Below are 22,136 nucleotides of genomic sequence, written 5' to 3'. Positions count from 1 at the left end.
CGCCCCCTCTGCCTGCCGGCATTCCGCAAAAGGTTCTGCCGTCGCGACTCTCGAAAGCCCCTGGATCAGCCCTGCAGCTTGCGCTGCCGCCAGGCATCCAGCGTCTCGACGATGATGCGTTCGGGCACGTGGTCGGGATCGAACACGGTGTCGATCTCCAGCACATCGAGCTGTCCGAGGAAATCGGCCGACGTGGCATCGTGGCGCAGCCGGGCGGCGTCCTTGGCGGTGGTGATGAGGCCAAGTCCGGCACCTCGCGCTGTCGTTGCCAGTTCGGCCAGTTCGTCCTTGCCATAGAAATGATGGTCAGGAAACGACCGGGCCAGCGCAACCTCGCCGCCGGCCTGACGGACCGTGTCGAAGAATTTCTCGGGATGGCCGATGCCGGCAAAGGCCAGATATCGCTTGCCGGCCAGCCCCGCCTTGCTGGTTGGCCGCGTATGCGCCTCGAAGATCGGCCGGCCGGCGCGCGCCGCCTGGCGAACGACGGCATCGGCAGCAAGGCCCTCGCCCATCTTCAGCAACGCGCTGGTGAAAACCAGTTGGTCGACGATACCAGCCCTGAGCGGACCGCCAGGAATGACGCGGCCGTTGCCGACGCCGTAGCGTGCGTCGACGACGACCAGCGCGTAGTCGATGTGGATGCGCGCACTCTGGAAACCGTCATCCATGATCAGGAAATCACAGCCATGCTTTTCCAGCAGGAGGCGGGCGCCGGCGGCACGGTTCGGCGTCACTGCGACCGGTGCGTGCGCAGCCAACAGCAGCGGCTCATCGCCGACATGCTTGGCGGCGTCATGGTGCGGATCGACGACATGCGGCCGCGCAAAGGAACCGCCATGGCCGCGCGACAGGAAACCTGGATTGAGCTGCATGCGCCTCGCTTGCCGGGCCAGTGCGATCGCCACCGGCGTCTTGCCGGTGCCGCCGACGGTGAAGTTGCCGACGCAAAGCACCGGCGCCTCGATCTTCTCGCGCGCCGCTGAGCGCATGCGGCGGCCGGCAACCAGCGCATAGACAGCCGACAGCGGCGCCAGCGCCAGCGCCCGCCAGTCCGGTTCTTCCCACCAGAAGGGGGGTGCTTCGCTGGCCATCTTAACGGCCGTTGGCGCCCTTGAGGCGCGATTTGACGACCAAAGGCTGAATGTAGGGTTCGAGCGATTTCAAGGTGAGCGCCAGCGCGCCGCGCATCTCTTCGACAGTCGCCGCACCGGCGGCCATCATCTCGTGGCGAGCCACCTCGTTGGTCAACAGGAAATTGACGGCGCCGGCCAGCATGTCGCGGTCGCGCACCAGCTTGGCGCCGCCGCTGTCGAGCAGGCGCTGATAGGTCTCGCGAAAATTCTGGACATTGCGGCCGGCCAGCACCGCGGTGTCGAGCATGGCCGGCTCCAGCGGGTTCTGGCCGCCCTCCGAGGTGAGCGAACGGCCAACGAAGGCGATCTCTGTCAGCCGGAGATAAAGCCCCATCTCGCCCATCGTGTCGCCGAGCAGAATGTCCGTATCGGCGATGATCCGGTCGTCCTTGCTGCGCCGAGCGAGTTTCAGGCCCATGCCGGAAATCTGCGCGGCAAGCGCTTCGGCGCGATCGGGATGGCGCGGCACGACGATGGTCAAAAGACCGTGGTGCCGCTTGTGCAGCATCGCGTGAACCTCGGCGGCGACCGCCTCCTCGCCGTCATGGGTCGAGATCGCCGCCCAGGTCGGGCGGGCGCCGATCTGGCGCTTCAGCGTGTACAGCGCCCTTTCATCGGCCGGCGGCGGCGTGGTGTCGACCTTGAGATTGCCGGATACGGTGACCGGCCGGGCGCCGAGCGAGAGGAAGCGCTCGCCGTCGACATCCGACTGGGCGACAACATGGGCGAGATTCTCGAACAGCGCCTCGGCGATATTGGCGCGCTTCTTCCAGGATTTGTACGAACGGTCCGACAGCCTGCCATTGACCAGCACCTGCGGCACACGCCGTGCGCCGAGCTCGAGGATGGTCATCGGCCAGATCTCCGATTCGGCGATGATCGCCAGATCCGGCCGCCAATGGTCGAGGAAGCGGCTGACCGCCGGCTTGAGGTCGAGCGGCACGTATTGGTGGATGATGCGGTCGCCGAGCCGTTCCTCGGCAACCTGAGCGGAGGTGACGGTCCCCGTCGTCAGCACGATGTTGACACCGTAATCGAGGATGCTCTCGACCAGCGGCACGACGGCGATCGTCTCGCCGACGCTCGCCGCATGGATCCAGATCAGCGGCCCTTCGGGGCGCTCGCGCCCGGCGATGCCATAGCGCTCGCGCCGGCGAATTCGATCTTCCTTGCCTCTGGAGGTGCGCCAGGCGACATAGGGCCCGACCAGGGGATAGGCGGCTGCGCCTGCGAAACGATACGCCGTCAGGAAAGTGCGCGCCCAGCGCTCGCTCATTTTGGGCCATCCACGAGGCGGTAGGCCTCGGCGGTCGCGGCGTTGAGCGCGGCCGTGACCTCCTGGCGCTTGCGTTCCATTTCAGCCTCGTCGGCATTGGCCGGAACGAACACCGGCGCTCCAAGCACGATCGAGGAGCGGCCGAACGGCAGATTGATCGTGGTCTTGTCCCAGCTGCGCTCCAGCACCTTGCGGCGGCTGGTGGCGATGGCGGCGGGCAGGATCGGCCGGCCCGAAAGCCGCGCCAGGAGAACGATGCCAAGCCCGGCGTCGCGCGGCGTGCCATGCGGAATGTCAGCGATCATGGCGACGTTCTTGCCGGTGGCGAGTGACTTTTTCAGGGCGATCAGCGCTTTGGCGCCGCCCTTGTCGCGACGCTTCGAGCCTTCGCGTCCACCCGAGCCGCGCACCGCCTCGATCCCGAATTTCTCGATCATCAGTGCGTTGAGCTCGGCATCGGCGCTACGCGACACCATGGCGACCACTGGCCGTCCCCCGGGATAGTAGGCCGGTGTCAGAAGATGCTGGCCGTGCCACAGCGCGATGATGGCGGGTTCGAACTGCGAGTAGGCGCCGCCCGACATCTGCGCCGATCCGTCGACAGCCCGGTTGGTCAGGCGGACAAGGCGAACGAACTGCGCAAACAGGCTGGCGATGGCGTTCTTGACGAATCGCGACTGCGCCAGCGGTTCGCGTATCTTGCGCCAGAATGTCTTCGGGGTGCCACCGCGGCGCCGCCTTGCCGCGGACCTCGTGGCCGGCCCTTTCACGCCTTCATGATCCATCCATGTCAACCGGCAGGCTTGTTTTCGGGGTCGAGCAACCGGTGCAGGTGAACGACGAAATAACGCATGTGGGCATTGTCCACGCTGGCTTGGGCCTTGGCTTTCCACGCCGTTTGCGCGGATTGATAATCTGGATAGATGCCGACGATATCGAGCGTCTCGAGATCACGGAATTCTGTTCCGCCAAGCGTCTTCAGTTCGCCGCCGAACACCAGGTGCAAAAGCTGCTTCTTTCCGTCTTCCGCGGTCATGTCGGTCCTTCACATATCGTGAGTTTGTGACAGGTCTAGACCAAAGCCGCCGACTTTGGAACCATTGATGACATGTTCAATCGTCCAGCCCTGCGACGACGGCGGAGAGGACGGCGAGCAGTTCGCCGCTGCCGGCGACCAGCGCGCCGTGCTGGATCACTTCGCCGGCATAGCGCGGTGCGCGGCCCTTCTGGTCGAGCAATGCGCCGCCGGCCTCGCGCAGAATGAGATCCGCCGCGGCGATGTCCCAGTCATGTGCGCTGGGTTTGACGAAGGTCGCGTCGAGCCTGCCATTGGCGACCATCGCCAGCCGATAGGCGAGCGAGGGAATATAGGGCACGCGGCTCAGCCGGCCCTGCCATTCCGCCGGCATCAGGGCGATCAATGGCTTCGGCCCGCCAATTTCGACCATCGCTGCCGGGCGGCGCACGGCAATGCGACGGCCATTCAGGAACGCCCCCTCACCTGGCAGCGCCCAATAGGTCTCCTCCGTGGCAGGACATTCGAGCACGCCGGCAAGCGTGCGGCCGTCCTCGACCACCGCGACGCTGACGCACCAGGAGCGCAGGCCTTCGAGGAAGCCGCGCGTGCCGTCGATCGGATCGACGACGAAGGTGCGGCGGGCGGCAAGCCTTGCCGGATCGTCGGCCGTCTCCTCCGACAGCCAGCCATAGTCCGGCCGCGCTGCAAGCAAGGTTTGGCGCAGATAGGCGTCGGCGGCGTGATCGGCCTCGCTCACCGGTGAGGTGCCGCCCTTCATCCACACTTGCGGATTGTTGCCGAAATAGCGCATGGCGATGGCGCCCGCCTCGCGGGCAGCGTCGCGCAGCAGCGGCAGATCCTCACGAGCCCCGGCGGCGGAGGCGACCTGGTCAAGCTCCGGCAAGGGTCATACCTTCGATCAGCAACGTTGGTGCGGCGGTGCCGAAATTGCGATCGAGATCGCTCGCCGGAACCATGTTGAGGAACATCGTCTTCAGGTTCGAGGCGATGGTCACTTCCGCAACCGGATAGGCGAGCTCGCCATTCTCGATCCAGAAGCCGGAAGCGCCGCGGCTGTACTCGCCAGTCACCATGTCGACGCCCTGGCCGAACACCTCGGTGACGTAAAAACCTGATTTGAGCGACTTGATGAGGTCCTCGGGCGTCCGCTCGCCCGGCTCGATGGCAAGATTGGTCGATGACGGCGAGACCGAGGAGCCGTTGCGCGAGCCGCGCCCGTTGGTGGTCAGCCCCAATTCCCGCGCGACTGAGGTCGACAGGAACCAGTGGTTCAAAACGCCCTTCTCGACCATAAGCAGCTTTTCACCCTCGATGCCTTCGCCGTCGAACGGACGCGACGCCTGGCCACGGAGCCGGAGCGGCTCGTCGGTGACGGTGATCGCGGCCGCCGCCACCTGTTTGCCCATCATGTCGCGCAGAAAGCTGGTCTTGCGCGCGACGGAGGCGCCATTGATGGCGCCGGCGAGATGGCCGGCAATGCCGCGGGCGACGCGCGGGTCGAACACCACATCGACCGGCCCCGTCGCCGCCTTGCGCGCGCCGATGCGCCGCGCCGCGCGTTCGCCGGCCTTGCGGCCGATGTCCTCGGGCGCGTCGAGATCGGAGAAATGCTGGCGCGAGGAGTATTCATAGTCGCGCTCCATGCCGGTGCCCTCGCCGGCGATGACGCTGGTCGAGCGCGAAAAGCGCGAGGCGACATAGTGGCCGACGAAGCCATGCGAGGTGGCGAGCACCAGCCCGCCAAGCCCGGCGCTGGCGCCGCTGCCGGCCGAATTGGTAACGCCCTTGACGGCAAGGGCTGCCGCTTCCGCGGCCAGCGCCGCTTCCTTCAATTGGTCGGCCGAGACTTCCGTCGGATCGAACAGATCGAGGTCGCGCGGCTTCTTGACCAGCAAGGCCGGATCGGCGAGGCCCTGGTAGGAATCTTCCGGCGAGACTTTCGCCATCGCCACGGCGCGCTCGGCCAGCGCTTTCGGGTCGGAGGCAGCGGTTGCCGAGACGCTCGCCACCCGCTTGCCGACGAAGACGCGCAGCGAGACATCCTCGCTCTCGGACGCCTCGGTGCCCTCGACCTTGCCAAGCCGCACCGACACGCCGGTCGAACGGCCGCGCACCGCAACCGCGTCGGCGGCGTCGGCGCCGGCCCGTTTGGCAGCCTCGACCAGGGCCGCGACCCGGTCGGTCAATTTCGCTGAGTCCAGCGTATCGGTCATGCGCATAGTCCTGTTTTCCGCCTGACATAAGGGGCGGCCGCTCCGCACCATCTATTGTTCTGATGTGGCTTGTGCAATGGCAGAAGTGGCAAGCGGGGCAGATCGGCCAGCAGACACCCGGTTTTGGGCGGCATGATCGAAGCGGGCCTCAAAGGTTGCTTCGCGGCAGTTTCGGACTGGCCGATAGCCCATTGGCGCCGTGCTCCGACCACAAATGGACGCTCGATTGCGGTAACGCCTGTGTTCCTTTCCACGCATGATCAGCACCTGGCCGAAACCGCTAAATTTAGCGATTTCTTGTATGTCCTTGGAACTTTGTAGCTTGCGTTCCATTTTCAACGGCATGCGAGACCCTGTGATCCAAAGCATCAGGACTGCGGTGAACGTGTCGCCGCCGCGGTACTCGCTGGTCCTTCCCATATACAATGAAGAACAGGTGCTGCCGCGACTGATCGAGCGGATCAGTTCGCTGATCGGCCGGCTGGACGGCGAGACTGAGGCGATCTTCGTCGATGACGGAAGCCTCGATGGGAGCGTCGAATACCTTCGCAACGTCGTCGCCGTCGAGCCGCGCTTCCGGCTGATCGAGCTTTCCCGCAATTTCGGCCATCAGGTCGCCATCACGGCCGGCATGGATGCGGCTGCGGGTGATGCCGTCATCGTCATGGATGCCGACCTGCAAGACCCGCCGGAGGTGGTCCTCGATTTGGTGGCGAAGTGGAAGGAAGGCTTCGAGATCGTCTATGCCCGCCGTGTCAAGCGTGAGGGCGAATCCTGGTTCAAGCGCCTGACGGCGAGTCTCTTCTACCGCCTGCTGGAGAAGATGACGTCGGTCGACATCCCCCGCGACGTCGGCGATTTTCGCCTGGTCGGGCGCAAGGCTCTGGAAACCTTCAAGCAAATGCCCGAACACGACCGTTTCGTCAGGGGCATGTTCGCCTGGATGGGGTTCAAGCAGACAGCGGTGCCTTTCGAACGCCCGGCGCGGACCCTTGGCCAGACCAAATACCCATTCTGGAAGATGATGCACCTTGCCGTTCACGGCATCGTAAGCTTCTCCGAGAAGCCGCTGCGCATGGCGCTGTGGGGCGGATTGGCGATCTCCGCGCTTGCGGTGTTGTTCGGCATTTACGCCATCTTCGCCTGGATTTTTGAAACCGGCATCATTGCCGGCTGGACATCCACCGTGGTGATCGTGTCGCTGCTTTGCGGCATCAATCTTTTCATGACCGGCGTGATCGGGCTCTATGTCGGCGGCATCCACGCCGAGGTGAAACGCCGTCCGCTTTACGTGATCGATCGGGTCGCCGGCTTCGACAAGGCGATGCGTGCCGCCAGTGAGAGCCGTCGACCGTTTCGAAAACCCAGGAACGGAGCCTCGGCTGATGGCCGAACTCTTCGACAGCTATAAATCGAACTATGGCGAGGCGGTCGCAGGATCCATCCGGTTTTCCGGACTCGGGCACGACTTTTTTCTGATCGCCAAGGCCGACCTGCTGCGGCGTCTCGTTGTCGAGCGTGGGGTTCGACAGGGCGGGGTGCGGGCGCTGGATATCGGCTGCGGCGTGGGGTCGCTCCACCCTTATCTCGAAGGCGCGTTCGAGAGCCTGGATGGCTGCGACGTCTCGGAACAATCGATCCTGCGCGCCGGCCAGGACAATCCGTGTGTGAGCTACCGGGCCTGCACGACGCCGCGCCTGCCTTATGGCGACGGCGCGTTCGATCTGGCTTTCGCCAGTTGCGTCGTCCATCACGTTCCGCCCGCCTCCTGGCTCGATTTCTTCCGGGAAATGCGGCGCGTCGTGCGGCCGGGCGGCGTCGCCTGCATCATCGAGCACAACCCTTATAATCCGCTGACGCGTCTCGCGGTGTTGCGGTGTCCGTTCGACCAGGACGCTGTCCTGCTCAACGCCGCCAAAGCAAGATCGCTTTTTCAGGAGACGGGTTTTCAGGATATCCGATCCGAGCACTTCCTGCTGCTGCCGTCGGCCAGGTCCTTCGCCAGACGACTCGAGCGCCTGCTCGCGCCTCTGCCGCTCGGGGCCCAGTATGCGTGCAGCGCGCATGTCTGAGGACCGTTCGACTGCCGGTGCCGGGCTGAAGCTGCTGGCGCGCTTCGGGTTGGTCGGCATCGCCGCGACAATCCTGTATGCTGCCCTGGCTATCGGTTTGGTCGAATCGAAATGGATCGGCCTTTCGCCGGTCCAGGCGTCGCTCGCGGCTTATGCGGCGGCTGCCGTGTTTTCATATTTCGCCCATAAATCGGTAACCTTCATGTCGAATGGATCGCATCGATCGGAAGCTGCGCGTTTTCTCCTGCTGACGGCGACAGGCTTTGCCGTGGCTTACGCGGCGCCGGCGCTTTTGACGGCGAAACTCGGCCTGCCGCCGATCATTGCCATTCTGGTTACATGCCTGCTTGTTCCGGCGGTCAATCTTCTCATGCTCGACCGATGGGTTTTTGCGCAGCGAGGACCCGGCGAGCACAGCGACCGCTCCACCTGATCCATGGCCTTCTGAGTTGGCCTCAGCCGAGGGCCTGGCTGGCCAGGGCAAAGATGCGTGCGTTCGTGGAACCCGGGATATTGCTTGCGCCCCGAAGCATGGCAACCGGCCCGCCCACATGGGCGAGCCCCAGTCCTTCGAGCCAGGGTGAAAGGCCGGCGTCTTCAGGGATGTCGATGCGCACGAAGCAGCCCTGCATTCCCGAGAGGATGAAGGCGATCAGGGCTCTCGCCTGATCGCGATCCTGCGCCACGACCGGTCCGACGACCTCGCCCCTGCCAAATGCCCTCACGGCCGCGAAGGCCGCGATGCCGTCCTCGTTGGTGATGGCCGCAAACCGCCCCTCGCCCGCCAACGCGTTCATGAGCGCGGCGCGATCCGCACCGAAGGTGGCGCGATCGAGCGCGGTGAGTGTCGGAAGGTGCTCGGACCCGATCCACTCCACGGCCGGTGCGCACTGACCTGCCCGACGGTGCCCTGGTGCTGCCGAACATCGTGCGTCGCGACAAAGCCAAGCTTTTCATCAAGAGGCAGTCCGTCGGCCGTGGCGGTAAGGCGGCACTCGCGGTCGCCGGCCTGCTCGAGCGCGGTGGTGGTCAGCCGCCGTCCCAGCCCGCGACCACGCATTGCCTCATCGACGATGATGGTGTTGAGAGTTGCGCAGGTTCTTCCGAAAGGGGTCATGAAGGCGGTTCCCACCACCCTGCCGCCTTCCAACGCGACCTGACCTTCGCTCAGGGACCAGATCATGGCCCAGTCTTCCTTCCGGCGGCCAGCCGGCCGCTCGCGACAGGGCCGTCGCTTCCTCAAGATGGTGCGCTTCAAAAGGTTCGAATGTGATGGACTGGATGTTCATAAGCACCAGGACTGTTGGAGTGGGAAGACTGACACGACGATAGAATCGCCGCTTCCGCGTCACTCGCCGAATGCCGGCGATATTCGGGGCAAAAATACCAAAATGCCGCTGCAGTCAGTGCATTCTGCGGCACCGGTCGCCGATACTGCGAGCTATCATTGATTGCCGAGGCCGCCATGTCCCCTTTAATCCACCACATCAGCAGCGATGAAACGCTGCCCAAGTCAGCGGACGTCGTGGTGATCGGCGGCGGGATTGTCGGCGCCAGCGCGGCCTATTCCCTGGCGCGGCGCGGCCTATCGGTGGCGCTGATCGAAAAGGGCTATGTCGGCTGCGAACAGTCGAGCCGGAACTGGGGCTGGTGCCGCCGGCAGAACCGCGATGCACGTGAATTGCCGCTTGCCAATCTGGCGCTGCGGCTGTGGCAAGAGCTGACCGAAGAGATCGGGCACGACCTTGGCTTCCGCCGTTGCGGGCTCAACTATGCGACGGACGATCCAAAGCAGCTCGCCGAATGGGACAAGTGGCGCGCGGTTGCGCGGCGGTTCGACGTCAAGACGCGGATGCTTACGGCCGACGAGGCCACTGCCGCCGTTCCTGCGGCTGGCGGCCGCAAATGGCTGGGTGGCGTCCACGCGGCAGACGATGGCAAGGCCGAGCCCTGGCTGGCCGCCCCGCGGATCGCCGAGGGCGCCCGCAAGCGTGGCGCGACCATTCATCAGAACTGCGCGGCACGCGGCCTGGATATCACCAATGGGCAAGTGAGCGGCGTCGTCACCGAGAAAGGCCTGATCCGCACCAGCGCGGTGCTATGCGCCGCCGGCGCCTGGGCTTCTGCTTTCCTGCGCATGCATGCGGTTTCGCTGCCGCAGGCCAGCGTCCGTCAGACCGCCTTGCGGACCGGTCCTGCACCGGATCTTGGCGGGGCAATCTTTACCTCTGACGGTGCCCTGACGCGCCGGATCGATGGCAGCTACACGATAGCCGCCAGCGGCAGGGCGACGCTCGAGATCACGCCGCAGGGGATCCGCTATGCCCGCCCGTTTCTGCCGATGTTCATCAAACGGCTGAAGGCCGTCGAGATCGGCATAGGCCGCTCGTTCTTCGCAGGCCCGGAAACACTCGGTCGCTGGCGTCTCGACAGGCCGACCCCGTTTGAGCGCATCCGCGTCCTCGATCCCGCTCCGGACAAGCGGATGGCGGCAACCATCATGACGCAGATAAAGGCCCTCTTCCCCGCCATTGCCGATGCCGGCACCGTGTCCTCCTGGGGCGGGTATATCGACTTCACACCGGACGCAGTGCCGGTGATTTCGGTGGACAGCATCGGCGGAGCGTTCGTCGCCGCAGGCTGCTCCGGACACGGCTTCGGCGCCGGCCCCGGCATTGGCCATCTGGCGGCGGATCTGGTCGCCGGTGACGCGGCAAGCGTCGATCCGACGCCATTCCGCCTGTCACGCATCACGGACAGATCCAAAATGGAAGTCGGCGCCTTCTGACGCGATTGACCGCAATGGCAACAGCAAAGGGCGCTGAGCGATCGTTACCTACGGGCTCAGGCGCGATCTGGACCGTTTGATGACCGCTCTCGCCGATGCGGTCGCACAGGTTCCATACACTCTTGGGCTGAACGTCCACATTCGCAGGTCGCACCTGCCTCAAGGTGCGCCGCCCCGACGGCCCCAAACCGTCCCCGCGCCATGGCGCTCAGCCGCCCTCACAGGTCGATGAGAACGCTCTTGGTCTTGCGGTTGGCCAGATATGCTCAGCGTCCCAGGTCCTTGCCGATGCCGGATTGCTTGTATCCTCCGGTCGGCAGGATGTGATCGCGCGAGCGGCCGTAGCGGTAGACCCAGATTGTGCCTGCTTGCAACGCGCGGATTGCGCGCAGGGCACGCGACGGGTCGCTGGTGTAGAGCCCGGCCGCAAGCCCATAGGTCGGGTGGCCTGCCAGGGCGCGATGGGGCGGGTCGGGCGCAGCTTACATTGAAAACCCGCAGAAATGGCTCGCAGGGATCCTTCCGGACTGCATGTCCATTGCCTTATTCGCCTAGAAGGAAAAAGAGCGGTGGCGATGACTTTCATGCGCGGTACTTGCTGACCGATGTTGGCGGGCTGAACGTTGAAGCGGGTTTCTTTGCCGAGGGCGCTCACCAGCGCGTCCCACTGGCTCTGTTGGCAAGCGACTTTGCCGCCACCAAAATCATAGAGTTCGGACGCAGATCTACGCTGTACGACCTGGTTAAGCCGATACTCGAAATATTGGCCGATGGTACGGGCCGCCGCCTCTGAGCGACGAACCGCAGAGCCCTGATCAGATGCTACAGGCGTAGACCACCGCCTCCTTGGACGAATCCATCAGGTTATCCACGCCCGAGCTAATGTCCCAGCGGAGGGTCTTTCGTGAGTTACCATCGTTGAATTCCGCCATGATCTGGCGGTCATGGAAGTGTCCACCCCGGCGAGGCTGATACGGACTGAAGTACACTCGAATATCCCCAAGATCTGCCTGCTTGAGGCGAAAACGCAGGTCCGCTTCCTGTGCCGCCACGGATTCTGGAATGCTCATGGTTTGTCTCGGATCGTCGGGTCTCCACACCATCGTGACCGTGTCGATCGCAACATCCATTCGAGTGAGAGCCTTCAAGAATTCCACTGCCGAACGACGATTTCTCTCCCCCTTAAGCAGGTATGGATCGCGCAGCACGAAGCGAACACGGGATCCCTGTCTCGCCAAGGCAAATGCTTCCGTGAGGTCTCGCCTGTCGCCAGGCTTGAATTCCCAACGCCGCGTATTGGCAAGAATTCCGGTCAACGCATTCGGGATGCGCCGCGCTTCCCCTACTATTTTTAGGAGCTGGTCCGAGTCCTCTTGCGAGAGGCTTGCGGAGAGGAAATTTCGCCCAGGAAGCAGCTGGTCAAGCAACGGCCTGTCGGATTCGTCGCAATGAATGGCCATCGGCCCGTCGCCAGTGATGGCGAGCATTCTTGGCAGCGCAACGTCGAAACGTTCTGGAGGCAGGCCATGCAGTTCGAGCCGCCCCGATTCCTCCTGATGTGCCAGGAGTTCGACCGCGGGAAGATCGGATGCTGTGACCGAGCCGAGCCCTGCCGGCAGCCCTGAGGCCGCCACGACTATTACTTTCCTGTTTGGAGAGTCGTCCGCAATGTCTCGCAGGAAGCGAGCAGTGGCCATGGCTTCTTGGTGATTCCTGCTGCCGTGAAGCGTCGGCGCGAAGAAGATTGCGTGCGTGCTTCCGGATAAACGCTGCCTGAGAGCGTCACGGGATGGCTCCTCCCAGCGTTTCGCATAGGATGGAGCACCTGCAAATTCGGCCTGATCCGAGTGTAGAGCTTGGAGCCACGGTAGGACAATGGTGCGGTCGAACTGGTCCCAGAACGCCTGGTTCCCATAGTCGTTCAGGCAATGTGCGCAGGAACTCCCGCATTGACGCGGACAGTTGAGAGCCTCGATCGCCCGAGCAATGATGCGCCCTGCAGAGAACTTCCCGCCCTCGCATAGGCGCCGCACGTAACCTGCTCCACCAGCGACCGCATCGTAGAGGACAACGGTCGGCCGACTGGTATCCGACTGATATGTTGCAAGGAGGTCCCTAGGGCTGGCGTTCAGCAGCCGGGCAGACGCCAGACGTAAGGATTCGGCCAGCGTGCGCAGGAAGCTCTGCTCATATTTCCGAACCTCGCTTTCCTCCATCGAGCGGTCAGGCGTCGGTATCGGCGTTGCAAAGGAAAGTGCCCGCACGTCCGTTTCAAAGATGTGACCCAAATCGATCGGCATTTGACCTCGTCGACGGGGCAGCGTTCCCCGGTTCTCGGATCATCATGTACGGCCTTCGTCGCCTTTCCGAGTTTGGATCCAGGGCGCGCTGCCTCGGCATGCTCACATTTTGGACAGCGTAGATAGCCCTGGCCGAAGGGACCACGATTGAGAACGAACAATCTGCCCGTCGGGACAGGCGTGGCCTCACCCGGATTAGCGGGCGCATAAAAGGTTCGGACACGCCTTAGGTCTGTGTCGCTGAACGCTTCGAAAGGCGCCTGCGTGACGAGCCGCGCCTCTTCAGCACGTCGCTGCCGGACACGAGATGCACCAGGGTCACGTCCTTCGCGTTCCTTGTATGCGGTTAGGAACGCCTTTGGCTCGACGAACGTACCAGATTGGCCGACCTCACCTCCGCATTGACCGCATTTTTCTGAGAGTTCCTCGCGAAAGCGCTGGATTTCGACATGCCCGCAGCTTCCGCAGATTCGATAGGTCTGATCGGGCATGAAATCCTTTGGATAGCGGACTATTCCTGCACTCACCCAGATTCTTCCGCCCGCGACTACTTCCGCGCCCGGCGCATACTCACTCACGCCCAGCGTGGCAGCGCGATCGAGCTGGATAGGGTCGTCATGACCTGCCCCACGATGGCCTGCTCCTCTTCCGCGCTCGGTGGTAATCTCAAGGCGGCAGGAATGGACCGGAAAGCTGTAGGTTGGGATCACTGCCGCGCGTGAAAGCGCATCCACGAGAAGCTGCCCGAGCAGGCGTTCCTGTTCACCCTGCATTGCCCAGGCCCGCTTGTCGTTTCCACTTTCGCGGGCCTCTTCTCGACGGCTCTGAAGCGCTTGCCATCGGTTCGCGATATCTCGAGCGAAGTGCAGAACCTGATCGCGGAAGTGGCGTGATAGTTCGCCACCAGCAAGTCCTATAGGACCAGCATGACTGGGTAAGTGCGTTGCCAGCATCTCCCCCTCGGAGAGGGCGGTGCGACCTTCCGGGCTTTCCAGAAAAGCAGCCAGAGAATCGGCGAAGGATTGAGATTCTTCAGGCCCGAGCGTTTCCCCGAACAGGTCGCTGAGAATAGGAGCGCCTTGCTTCTTCAGCCCAGAAAGCTTTCGACGAAGGAATCCGGCGAGGACCATCGATACTTGGTGTCTGCGGAAGAAGTCGGGGTTGTCGATGGCTATGAAGGGAACCGGCGGGAGGTTCGCCAGATAGCGGTCGAAGGAACGATACTGTTCCTGATCATAGTTGCCGTTGCGCGCCACGGTAAGTGCGATCGGTGCAGCCTGCGCCCGGCGCCCGGCTCGGCCGGCTCTCTGCTGATAATTCGCGATTGATGGAGGCACATTGCGACAGACTATCGCTTCCAAGTCGCCTAGATCTACGCCCATCTCCATGGTCGTTGTACAGCTTAGGAGATTGATCCCGCCCTTGCGAAACGCATCTTCAAGCCCCTCCCGGACCTGTGTTCCAATCGCTGCCGTGTGTTCGCGAGCGACAGCGGCCTGAGGCTGTGCCGTCAGATAGCGCTGAACATAGTGATTATTCGTCTCGAATTTGGATCGAGCGCTGCCCTCGATGGAGTGCAAGGTTCCGATACATTGCCAAGAAGAACATTTATCTCCAACGGATCGGATGGTGCGTGTTCCGCAGATGCTGCAGCGGTACAGGGGACGAGTCCGGCCTGAGGCAAACCGAAGAACCGCGGGGTCTAGAGCCTGGCCGCTATGGTGTGACTTCAGTAACCCGGTGCTCGAGGCACCTTCCCAGAAGGCATCAAGCGCGCCGACGGCATCCGCTCGCGACAGTCCCAGCTTCTCGGTGAGAAACCAGTAGAATCGATTGGGTCGATCGCTTGCCGGCACTAGGCCCACGGTGATCTTCTGGTTGGGCGACTTGACCCGGACCAATGCACGTCCCGCTTGGTTGATGCCATCGCCCCAGATGGAAGCGTCCGTCAGGTCGAGCTCATCATCCAAGTCCGTGATCAAACGGTTGCGTCGTACGATATCGAGAAAAAGTCGGCTGAGTTCCTTTGCCCGATCTGCAATGCTGGGCACCGCAGCCGCCACCCTCTGTGCTACCTTTGCGAGCTTGGTTGAGTCGTAGTCGACATGAACGAGGCCCAAGGTTTCTAGTGAGCTTCTCGTACCGCCGGGCAGACAGAATTCAGCTACAATCCAACTGAGCAATTTTCCTTTTGTTTCGCGATCGGAAAGGGGCTCCACTGTTCCCGGACGCAGGACAGCGAAAGCCCTTTTGCCGCGATTGCGAAGGCGCTTCCAAGCATCATCTCTCAAGTCCCGGACGGAAAGATCTTCATCGTCGTGTGAAATACCAACAATCGTGGCAATGGCTGCCCGGATCGCCTGATCCCGCGATGTTCGCTCAAAGAAGGGTGCAAAGAATGCAGCGTCCTGTCGACTATCGGAGAAGACGAGTAGGCGCCGGCCGTCCATAGGCAAGGGAACGCTGCCTGAGTTAGATTCTGGCAACGCCTCAAGGAGCTGCTGCGTGGCTACAGCCGCTAGCGCATCGTCGCCAGGGTGCAAGCCGGAAACGGGCTCGGCGAAGCGTCCTCCTCGCTCACCGCAGGCCGGACAGCGTGTTACGTAGCGGCGACGGTCAGCGTCATCTTCTCGCATCGGCACCAGCCGCAAACTCACTGTTTGGCCGGGTTGTTGGGAAACGATGTCGCCGGTTGCCGGATCTACTGTGAGAACCTCTTCCCCTGTCCCGTCGTCCTCGTCCGACTGCTCAACATCATCTTCGAGGGCGGCGCGTCCCGTAAACAGCCTAAGTACTACACGGGACGCACCTGGCTGAGGTTTTGAATGTAGCCGCGAATGACCTTCCCATCCTTCTACAAAAGGTTCCCCACAGTTCCGGCATGCAAGGAGAGGGTAATATGGTCCCAATGATTCGTTCGCGTATGATCGCACCGGTCTGAACTCCTCCCACGGCTCTGCGACGTCGGCCTTCAAGCGAACGACGCCGCCCTCGATACCGCTCGCTGCCAGATGGTAGCGAGCTGGCAAGAGAGGAAAATCTGAGGGACCGCTTCGCCCTAAGACACCAACTGCCACAACGCCTCGCAAGGCTGCATGTCTTGCAGCAGGTGTCGCCGCGGGAAACAGTTCGGCTGCTGCGTCCTCGAAACGCGTCAACCCGCCTTCCAATAACCGCGCGAGTTTTCGAACCTCTGAAGTCGCGGAACTGACCTTTAGCAACCCTGCTTCAACATCGAGTCCGGGGGCGACCTCAAATTCGGGTATGTTAACGCGTCCGACTATCTGGTTCCAAGCTACTGCATTAGCCGTTTCCAATGACCGGAACTCGGTAACTGCTTGCGGCACCCTCGCCCAAGCGTCAACCGCGACCGATTTGATTTCGCACTGAGCCGTCAACGAGGGGTGAAGTCTCCGCCTGCCGGTGACGATCGCATCCATTCCATCACCGAAAGTCTCTCCGAAAAGGTCCTCGGCAAACGCAACCAGCTCATCTGCTCGAGATGCGTCGAGACTGGCGCTGGTACCAATACATTGCACCGCTCCCGATCGGAGACCCAGTCTGGTTTTCAGCTTACGGAGCAGAAAGGCAACTTCGATTGCCTGTGCCCCGGCATACGTGTGGATCTCATCGAGTACCAGAAACTTAAGATCAGCGCCGTTAAATAGGGGTGCGTTGCGTGGTAGCAGTAGCAAATGCTCGAGCATTGCGTAGTTTGTAACAAGTATATGAGGTGGACGCTGGAGCATCTCGTCACGAGACAGGAGCCATGAACGGGGTATTGATCTCCCAAGCCTGAGCGCTTCGACCAAGCCGTCATTGTCGAGGAGCCTACGCTCCTCCTCCGCCCTGTTAGTGTCGGACCTCACTTGCCCCGTAAAGCGGCCGAAGGTGATACCAGGATCGCCGAGTTCACGAAGCAGAAGACGTGCTATCCGATAGTAAAGCTGATCGTTGGCCAGCGCATTCAGCGGATACACAAGGACGGCGCGCACCCCCGGGTTCTCAAGATGTCCGTCGGTCAGCAGGGAATTGACAATTGGGTAAAGGAAGGCCTCCGTTTTGCCACTGCCAGTTCCGGTCGCGACAAGATAGTTTCTCCGCTCGCAAGCAGCAGCGATGGCTTTGTCCTGGTGGATATGCAGGAGCCGTTCAAACAGGCCCGAGTGATCCGTGTCGACCATCCTGCGCCACCGATCGCTGAAGATCCCTTCATCTGTCAGGTTGCGCAGGCTGCGCCCCGGGCAGACTTTCAAGAAATGGCCCCGTGACGAGCCCAGAGGCAGTGCCAGCTATCGATTCACGAACGGTGCTTGCGAGTCGAGGGGCACGTTCGTCTGATATCGGTACCGCCGTTGTGATATAGCGGCCGAGCGTCTCGCCAATCCGATCACGCAATTCGAGTGGGTCAAGATCGCTCATTGAGGGTGGCTCCTCCGTTCGAGCTCCCACAGGAGCAGATAGAAACCCAATAACTCAGGTGCGATGCGTGTCAGGAAGCCGAAATCGCGGAGCAACTCCGATTGTGGCCGCTGAGACCGTTGAACAAGCTGGCTCCAGAAAGCCATCGATTCCCCGCGCCTAAATGACCGTGCTGCGACTGAGAAAAGCGCGGGAACCGCGCCAGCAATGCTTAATTGTTCAACGATGGAGTCTGGTGTCGCGACGGCAACGTTAGCGCCAATCTGCAATCCGATATTCGCCAAATACGCCGCTTGGGGCATCCGTTGGAGGTTGTTGTCCAAACCGTCTGGCGCAACGCGCGCAACGCGCTCCACAAGTCGATCTACGCACCAGGCGTGATGTGCTGCCGAAAGCCGGCCATCCCGCGGCCGCCAGAAGACACCCGTTTGATCCCCTCCGCCCTTCAGCGCCTGATTGAAGCGCTGGAAGCTGAAATTCTGCAACTTAACCCGGTCGCTTCGAGCGGCTTGCATGAAGTTGTCGAATCCGTGGAAGAAACTCGGATCCACCATGCCGATCGCATCACGCAGTCGTTCGCATGACACGGTCTTGGAAATTGCCCCGAGTTCGGGACCTCCATCCACCTCGTCACTGGCGAGCACCTGGAAAGCACCCGCATCCGCTGCAAACAGATCGGGAGCAAGTTCGATAGGGTGTCGGAGTGGCACCCAAGTCGGTGACACATCGATGGGCAGAGGTCGTGCGACCGCTTCCAGTAGAGCTCGGCGTCCCTGTGGGCTAGCGGCAAGTCGCTTGCCGATTTGATTCCAGTGCGCCTCAACAATGCCACTGTAGCTAGGCCAGCACTCGACCGCGATACAACTGTTCATCGCCTCTGTCAGACGAAGAAATAGAAGCCTCAACTCAGCCAACTCGCCAATTGAGGCGTTGGCGGACAATCCAACAACATAGCGGTCGCCGCGTGCGTTCGCGAGCGGCATCCACCGGGTATCGTCTTCTCTGCCGACCAGCAGTTCCCCTATCCATACGCCAGGTGGGAGCGTGCCATAGTCAATCGAGAACACAGCTGAGTTCGGCGCGTCTCCTTCCGCCTGAACAAGCCCACGAGATGGGATGCCTACCTGCCATCGCCCAAACGCAGCAGCTGCTTCGATCCGCTCGTCCGTGGCGAGGTTCGTTGCGACCAGCATCATTGCATTCATGGGGGTATAAAACGAAACCTTCGCCGTCAGCTTTCGCTGCGGTTTCAAACGCTCGATGATGAACGCTTCCGGAGCCGCCGTCGGCGCGATCTTGACAAGGACCCGTTCTGCTTCCGGTCGTCCGCGCGGTCGGAACCGAATTTCATCGTGAGTTGCCTGGCCAGCCAGAGCAGCCATTGCAATACGGCGCACTCCAGTACGGCCGAATGCAGTCGACTCCGCTTGTCCCCTTACGTCCAGTCCGGCATCGATCTCTGAACATCGAATGACGAGGCTGTCCGTGCTGTCGCGCCCAGCAGAGAGCGTGGCACCGAAGGGTACAAAGCGTTCCCTCCCTTCGTCACTAACCAAGGATACTGTTATTCCAGGACGCAGGATCTCGAACGGTACAATCCAATCCTTCGCACCTACGAATGCGATCTTCGCGGCCCGATAGGGCTCATCGACGACGAGACTTATCCGTCCCTCGCTGTCCCGAGCCACATGGCGGCACTCCGTCCAGGCGAGATTCTGCGGTACCGTCGGTGCTTCAAAGGTGAGTCCGTCAATCAACCCTGCGAGACCGGGCCAAACCCAGGCGCTAGATCTAACAAGCGGCCGGCCCCCTAACTTCATATTGACAGATGCCCGAAGAGGTCCGGCCAGCCCAGATTGAGGTAGCGAATCGGTTAGATCGACGTTCACATCTTCCCCTTCGGGAACCCCTATCGTGAATGGCTGGGACAATGACGGGTGTTCCAAGACCAGATCTAGTAGCCCTTCCGGACGCCCTCCAGGGAAGCGCACGCGCGCAGACGACGGGTTCCCGCAGACTGGTCCGAATCCTCCGGAACCTATCCTGACGAGTTCCAACTCCAACTGTGGACGAGATGGTGGTGCGACAAGGAGGTTAAAGTCTCGGAAAGTCACCTCTACTTGTTCGTTCATTTGAATGGCTAACCCGAAGGCTTGGCGCCCAAGTGGAACGGCGGCTTCCCCCGTTACTGAAAAAGCAGATGAGGCGATCAGTACAACTTGCCGCGCATCCAAATAGACTGGGGTAACACCTGCCGCATCCGTTACCGCCCGCAGAAAGCTGCCGTTGTCGGCATCAAATGCTAGCAGCTTGCGCTCGCCGGCTAGGACCGCGAGCGTCCCAGACGCACTACCGGAAGGGGCTTCGTCGGAGTGCTTCCAATTGAGCGCTGCAGGCCACGGCGTTCCGAGCACAAGTTGCCCACCTCCGGAGATCCGGCGATCTCGACCTCCAATCCTTGCAAGGATAGGAACGCCGTTGGGGGCTTGGATGACAAGTGCATCGTCAACCCACACCAACTTGGGTTGCGCAAGCAGTGATGCCCTGCGACTTAGGCCTTTTGAATCCGCAGATTCGAGTTCCGCGGCTATCCGCCGTCCCAATCCCAAGTCATCATACACACCTTGCCTCACGCGTGCGTAGGAAAGAGCATGATATGCTAACTCATCCTGGCGTAGGATGTTTCGCAATCTGGACAACTGCCAAGGCGCGAATTCTGCGGCTTGATCCTGCCATGCATACAGCCGCCGCGTGTCATCGTCTGGCGGTAACCCTAAAATAGCTTCGGCCTGTACGAACGCATCTACAAGCGCAGGCAACTGGTTGTCGGCGACTCCAGCCTGGAACACATAATCATCAACAAATCCGACGGGCCTGAAGCCCGCGACGCTCAAACCAAGCTTTCTGCACGCCGTTCTAAACGTGCGATTTAGTTCGGCTCGATGCTGGCTCGGGATATCCGAGACGCCGTAGGCGTGGGCGATCCATTGATAAACGGCATTCCCATCGTGCCCATAGTTCTCAGCGATGGATTTCACCATCACCCAAAGCCCCGACAAGGGATAACACTGGATGAAACGAGAGATCGCTTCGGGCTTACCCCTTACGAATGCCTTCGCTGCAGCTCTGAGAAGGTCGGCGCGCCCTTCTTCCAGTTCCAAATGTGAAATGAACGGAGAGGAATCATAGCGTTGAAGACGCCTCCTTAAGGCGAGTTCAGTCGCTGACAGCTGGAGACCAGACCTCTTGGCGGTCGAACGTGTAGCAATTATCGTTTCCATGGCGCCCCCGCCTGACTGAGCCACACCGTGGACAATCAACATTTCGAACTGGTAAACTCTTACGCTACATTGAGCTTGCCAGCGTTGGATGGTTGACCCAGCCCCGCGTCATGCCAGCCAACCAGAATAGTAACATGATCTGTCGCTTTTTTTACTGATTTGGACATCAGGTCAAGCAAGGACTGACCGTTATATCCCACAGAACTTCACCGGAGGCATCGGCGTTAACCATGCCAGCTTTTTTATTTGAGATCCGTTGCGGATTCCGATCGGTTGCGGCCGTTCACGCAAGAGCATGAACGCGACGGCCCTCGCAGGTGTTGGAAGCATCGACGGAGGCCTGACCCCCAACCTGACTAGAGGTCTTGGGCTATGAGAATTGATAGATGGCATTTCCGCCGTCCGGAGGCCGTACGTGGTTCCATCATGAAGTTCAGAAGCTAGTCGATCGAGCGTGGACGGAAGGCTATCGCGGCCTCGCGTGCATGATCTCTATAGCCTGGGGAACGGGGTTCGGCCCAACACAAAGGGATTGCTGATAAGCGACTTCTCAACGTTCGGGTAATGGCCTTTGGCCCAGACGAGAAGCGTCATTGCCTGGTTCTCCCGCGTTACCAGCGCCATGGCACGCGCGTTCCCGTGCCCCGGCTCCTGGCCTGTCGCCAGAGCATATCCGCGACCGTCAGATCCTGCAGCGCGAGCCCGGTCATATCGAAGACCGTGATGTCGGCGGCATCGCGCGTGAACGGCATTTTTCCGGTCAGAAGATCGCCGATTTCGATTGCCCGGCAGCCGGTGTCCCACTGGCCTTCGCCGACAGCGGCCGATTGCTCGCAGTCGTCGGCAAAGAGCCGTACCCGGCGAAGCAGGCCGTCGGGCAGTTCCCGCTTGCCTTGCGTATCGGCACCCACGGCGTTGATGTGCGTGCCGGGCCGCACCGCTTCTGGCGGAAACAGCGGCCCGCTGCCAGGGGTCGCGGTGATAATGATATCGCTCGAGCCGACAGCTTTGGCGGCTTGGTTCGAATGGGCCGGCGCGAAATCCTCGAATGCCGCCTCGAACGCCGCGTCGGGCCGGCCGTCCGCCGTCAGGTAATGGATGGTGTCCAGACCGGGCATCTCACGCAGTGCCAGGCGCAGCTGGATCCGGCCCTGGGTGCCGGTGCCGAAAATGCAGATCGACCGGCTTTCGGGGCGGGCCAGCAGGGTCAGGCCAATGGCGCCAGCCGCCCCTGTGCGCAAGGTGGTGATGGCGTTCCCGTCGATGATGCACAAGGGACGCCCGGTATGCGGGTCGAAAAGCACGATGGTCGCCTGATGCGGCTCCTTGCCGAGTTCGCGGTTGGCTGGCCAGAAGCCCGCTGCCTTGAAGCCCAGAAGATCGGCTTTCGGCACGTCGCCCGACTTGATACCGAAAATGCCGCCGGTATGCAGCTTCTCGCGCACAAGCGGAAAGACCCTGCCTTCGCGCGCACTGTGAAGCTCGAAGGACCGCCGCACGGCATCGAGGACGGCATCCGGCTCCAACAGCGGCGCGACCTGATCGCCTGCAAGCAGCAGCAGCTGCGACTCGTCTGCGGTGACGGACATGACATCTCCCCGGCTTTCCC

Annotated in this window: 15 protein-coding genes and 2 pseudogenes; 5 read left to right on the top strand and 12 right to left on the bottom strand. The window is 61.8% G+C overall.

Annotated elements, in window-relative coordinates:
* Positions 1-65: 65 nt before the first annotated feature.
* The 6 genes from lpxK to AC0L28_RS23230 all read right to left on the bottom strand — a co-directional run bounded on the left by lpxK (position 66) and on the right by AC0L28_RS23230 (position 5,664).
* A complete protein-coding gene (gene lpxK, locus AC0L28_RS23255) occupies positions 66-1,094 on the bottom strand; it encodes a tetraacyldisaccharide 4'-kinase (protein WP_287175759.1) in 1,029 nt (342 codons plus the stop codon).
* A gap of 1 nt (position 1,095) precedes the next feature.
* Entirely contained in the window at positions 1,096-2,412 is a 1,317-nt protein-coding gene (gene waaA, locus AC0L28_RS23250) for a lipid IV(A) 3-deoxy-D-manno-octulosonic acid transferase (protein WP_473480429.1), read from the bottom strand.
* A complete protein-coding gene (locus tag AC0L28_RS23245; RefSeq protein WP_128170771.1) occupies positions 2,409-3,197 on the bottom strand; it encodes a lysophospholipid acyltransferase family protein in 789 nt (262 codons plus the stop codon). Before AC0L28_RS23245 ends, waaA begins: the two co-directional genes overlap by 4 nt.
* A 5-nt stretch (positions 3,198-3,202) precedes the next feature.
* Positions 3,203-3,448 (bottom strand): DUF4170 domain-containing protein, encoded by a 246-nt coding sequence (locus AC0L28_RS23240; protein ID WP_023802307.1) that lies wholly within the window; start codon positions 3,446-3,448, stop codon positions 3,203-3,205.
* Positions 3,449-3,524: 76 nt separating this feature from the next.
* On the bottom strand, positions 3,525-4,334 hold the full coding sequence (locus AC0L28_RS23235; protein ID WP_128176847.1) for a 3'(2'),5'-bisphosphate nucleotidase CysQ: 810 nt from the start codon (positions 4,332-4,334) through the stop codon (positions 3,525-3,527).
* Complete coding sequence (locus AC0L28_RS23230) at positions 4,321-5,664, bottom strand: TldD/PmbA family protein (protein WP_473480427.1); 1,344 nt, start codon at positions 5,662-5,664, stop codon at positions 4,321-4,323. Before AC0L28_RS23230 ends, AC0L28_RS23235 begins: the two co-directional genes overlap by 14 nt.
* Before the next feature lie 355 nt (positions 5,665-6,019).
* On the opposite strand from AC0L28_RS23230, the gene AC0L28_RS23225 reads away from it, so the two are divergent.
* Genes AC0L28_RS23225 through AC0L28_RS23215 form a run of 3 tightly spaced genes read left to right on the top strand, consistent with a single transcriptional unit; the run spans position 6,020 to position 8,169 of the window.
* Positions 6,020-7,075 (top strand): glycosyltransferase family 2 protein, encoded by a 1,056-nt coding sequence (locus tag AC0L28_RS23225; RefSeq protein WP_473480425.1) that lies wholly within the window; start codon positions 6,020-6,022, stop codon positions 7,073-7,075.
* The gene (locus AC0L28_RS23220; protein WP_473480423.1) at positions 7,050-7,736 is read left to right on the top strand and encodes a class I SAM-dependent methyltransferase; all 687 of its coding nucleotides are present in this window, start codon (positions 7,050-7,052) and stop codon (positions 7,734-7,736) included. Before AC0L28_RS23225 ends, AC0L28_RS23220 begins: the two co-directional genes overlap by 26 nt.
* Entirely contained in the window at positions 7,729-8,169 is a 441-nt protein-coding gene (locus AC0L28_RS23215) for a GtrA family protein (protein WP_473480421.1), read from the top strand. Before AC0L28_RS23220 ends, AC0L28_RS23215 begins: the two co-directional genes overlap by 8 nt.
* Before the next feature lie 22 nt (positions 8,170-8,191).
* Here the strand turns inward: AC0L28_RS23215 and AC0L28_RS23210 are convergent.
* Positions 8,192-9,025: pseudogene (locus AC0L28_RS23210) on the bottom strand (GNAT family N-acetyltransferase).
* Between the two features lie 176 nt (positions 9,026-9,201).
* Here AC0L28_RS23210 and AC0L28_RS23205 point away from each other — a divergent pair.
* On the top strand, positions 9,202-10,524 hold the full coding sequence (locus AC0L28_RS23205) for an NAD(P)/FAD-dependent oxidoreductase (RefSeq protein WP_473480419.1): 1,323 nt from the start codon (positions 9,202-9,204) through the stop codon (positions 10,522-10,524).
* Between the two features lie 266 nt (positions 10,525-10,790).
* On the opposite strand, the pseudogene AC0L28_RS23200 reads toward AC0L28_RS23205, so the two are convergent.
* Positions 10,791-10,982, bottom strand: a pseudogene (locus AC0L28_RS23200) (aldehyde dehydrogenase family protein); the annotation flags it as partial.
* Between the two features lie 137 nt (positions 10,983-11,119).
* Between AC0L28_RS23200 and AC0L28_RS23195 the strand changes: the two are divergent.
* Positions 11,120-11,317 carry a hypothetical protein gene (locus tag AC0L28_RS23195; protein ID WP_473480417.1) on the top strand — a complete coding sequence of 66 codons (198 nt, stop codon included), beginning with the start codon at positions 11,120-11,122 and terminating at the stop codon, positions 11,315-11,317.
* 22 nt (positions 11,318-11,339) lie between these two features.
* On the opposite strand, the gene AC0L28_RS23190 is transcribed toward AC0L28_RS23195, so the two are convergent.
* The 4 genes from AC0L28_RS23190 to AC0L28_RS23175 form a co-directional block, all read right to left on the bottom strand.
* Positions 11,340-12,740, bottom strand: a complete 1,401-nt coding sequence (locus tag AC0L28_RS23190; protein ID WP_473480415.1) for a DUF1998 domain-containing protein — start codon at positions 12,738-12,740, stop codon at positions 11,340-11,342.
* Complete coding sequence (locus AC0L28_RS23185; protein WP_473480413.1) at positions 12,653-17,080, bottom strand: DEAD/DEAH box helicase; 4,428 nt, start codon at positions 17,078-17,080, stop codon at positions 12,653-12,655. Before AC0L28_RS23185 ends, AC0L28_RS23190 begins: the two co-directional genes overlap by 88 nt.
* A gap of 162 nt (positions 17,081-17,242) precedes the next feature.
* The gene (locus AC0L28_RS23180) at positions 17,243-20,527 is read right to left on the bottom strand and encodes a hypothetical protein (RefSeq protein WP_473480411.1); all 3,285 of its coding nucleotides are present in this window, start codon (positions 20,525-20,527) and stop codon (positions 17,243-17,245) included.
* Between the two features lie 611 nt (positions 20,528-21,138).
* Positions 21,139-22,116, bottom strand: coding sequence for an ornithine cyclodeaminase family protein (locus AC0L28_RS23175; protein ID WP_473480409.1), 978 nt, complete (start codon positions 22,114-22,116; stop codon positions 21,139-21,141).
* Positions 22,117-22,136: the final 20 nt, after the last annotated feature.

This window comes from Mesorhizobium sp. WSM4847 (genome assembly GCF_055811335.1).
The sequence above is the reverse complement of the archived record's forward strand: the minus strand, read 5'-3'. Positions and strand labels throughout refer to the sequence as shown.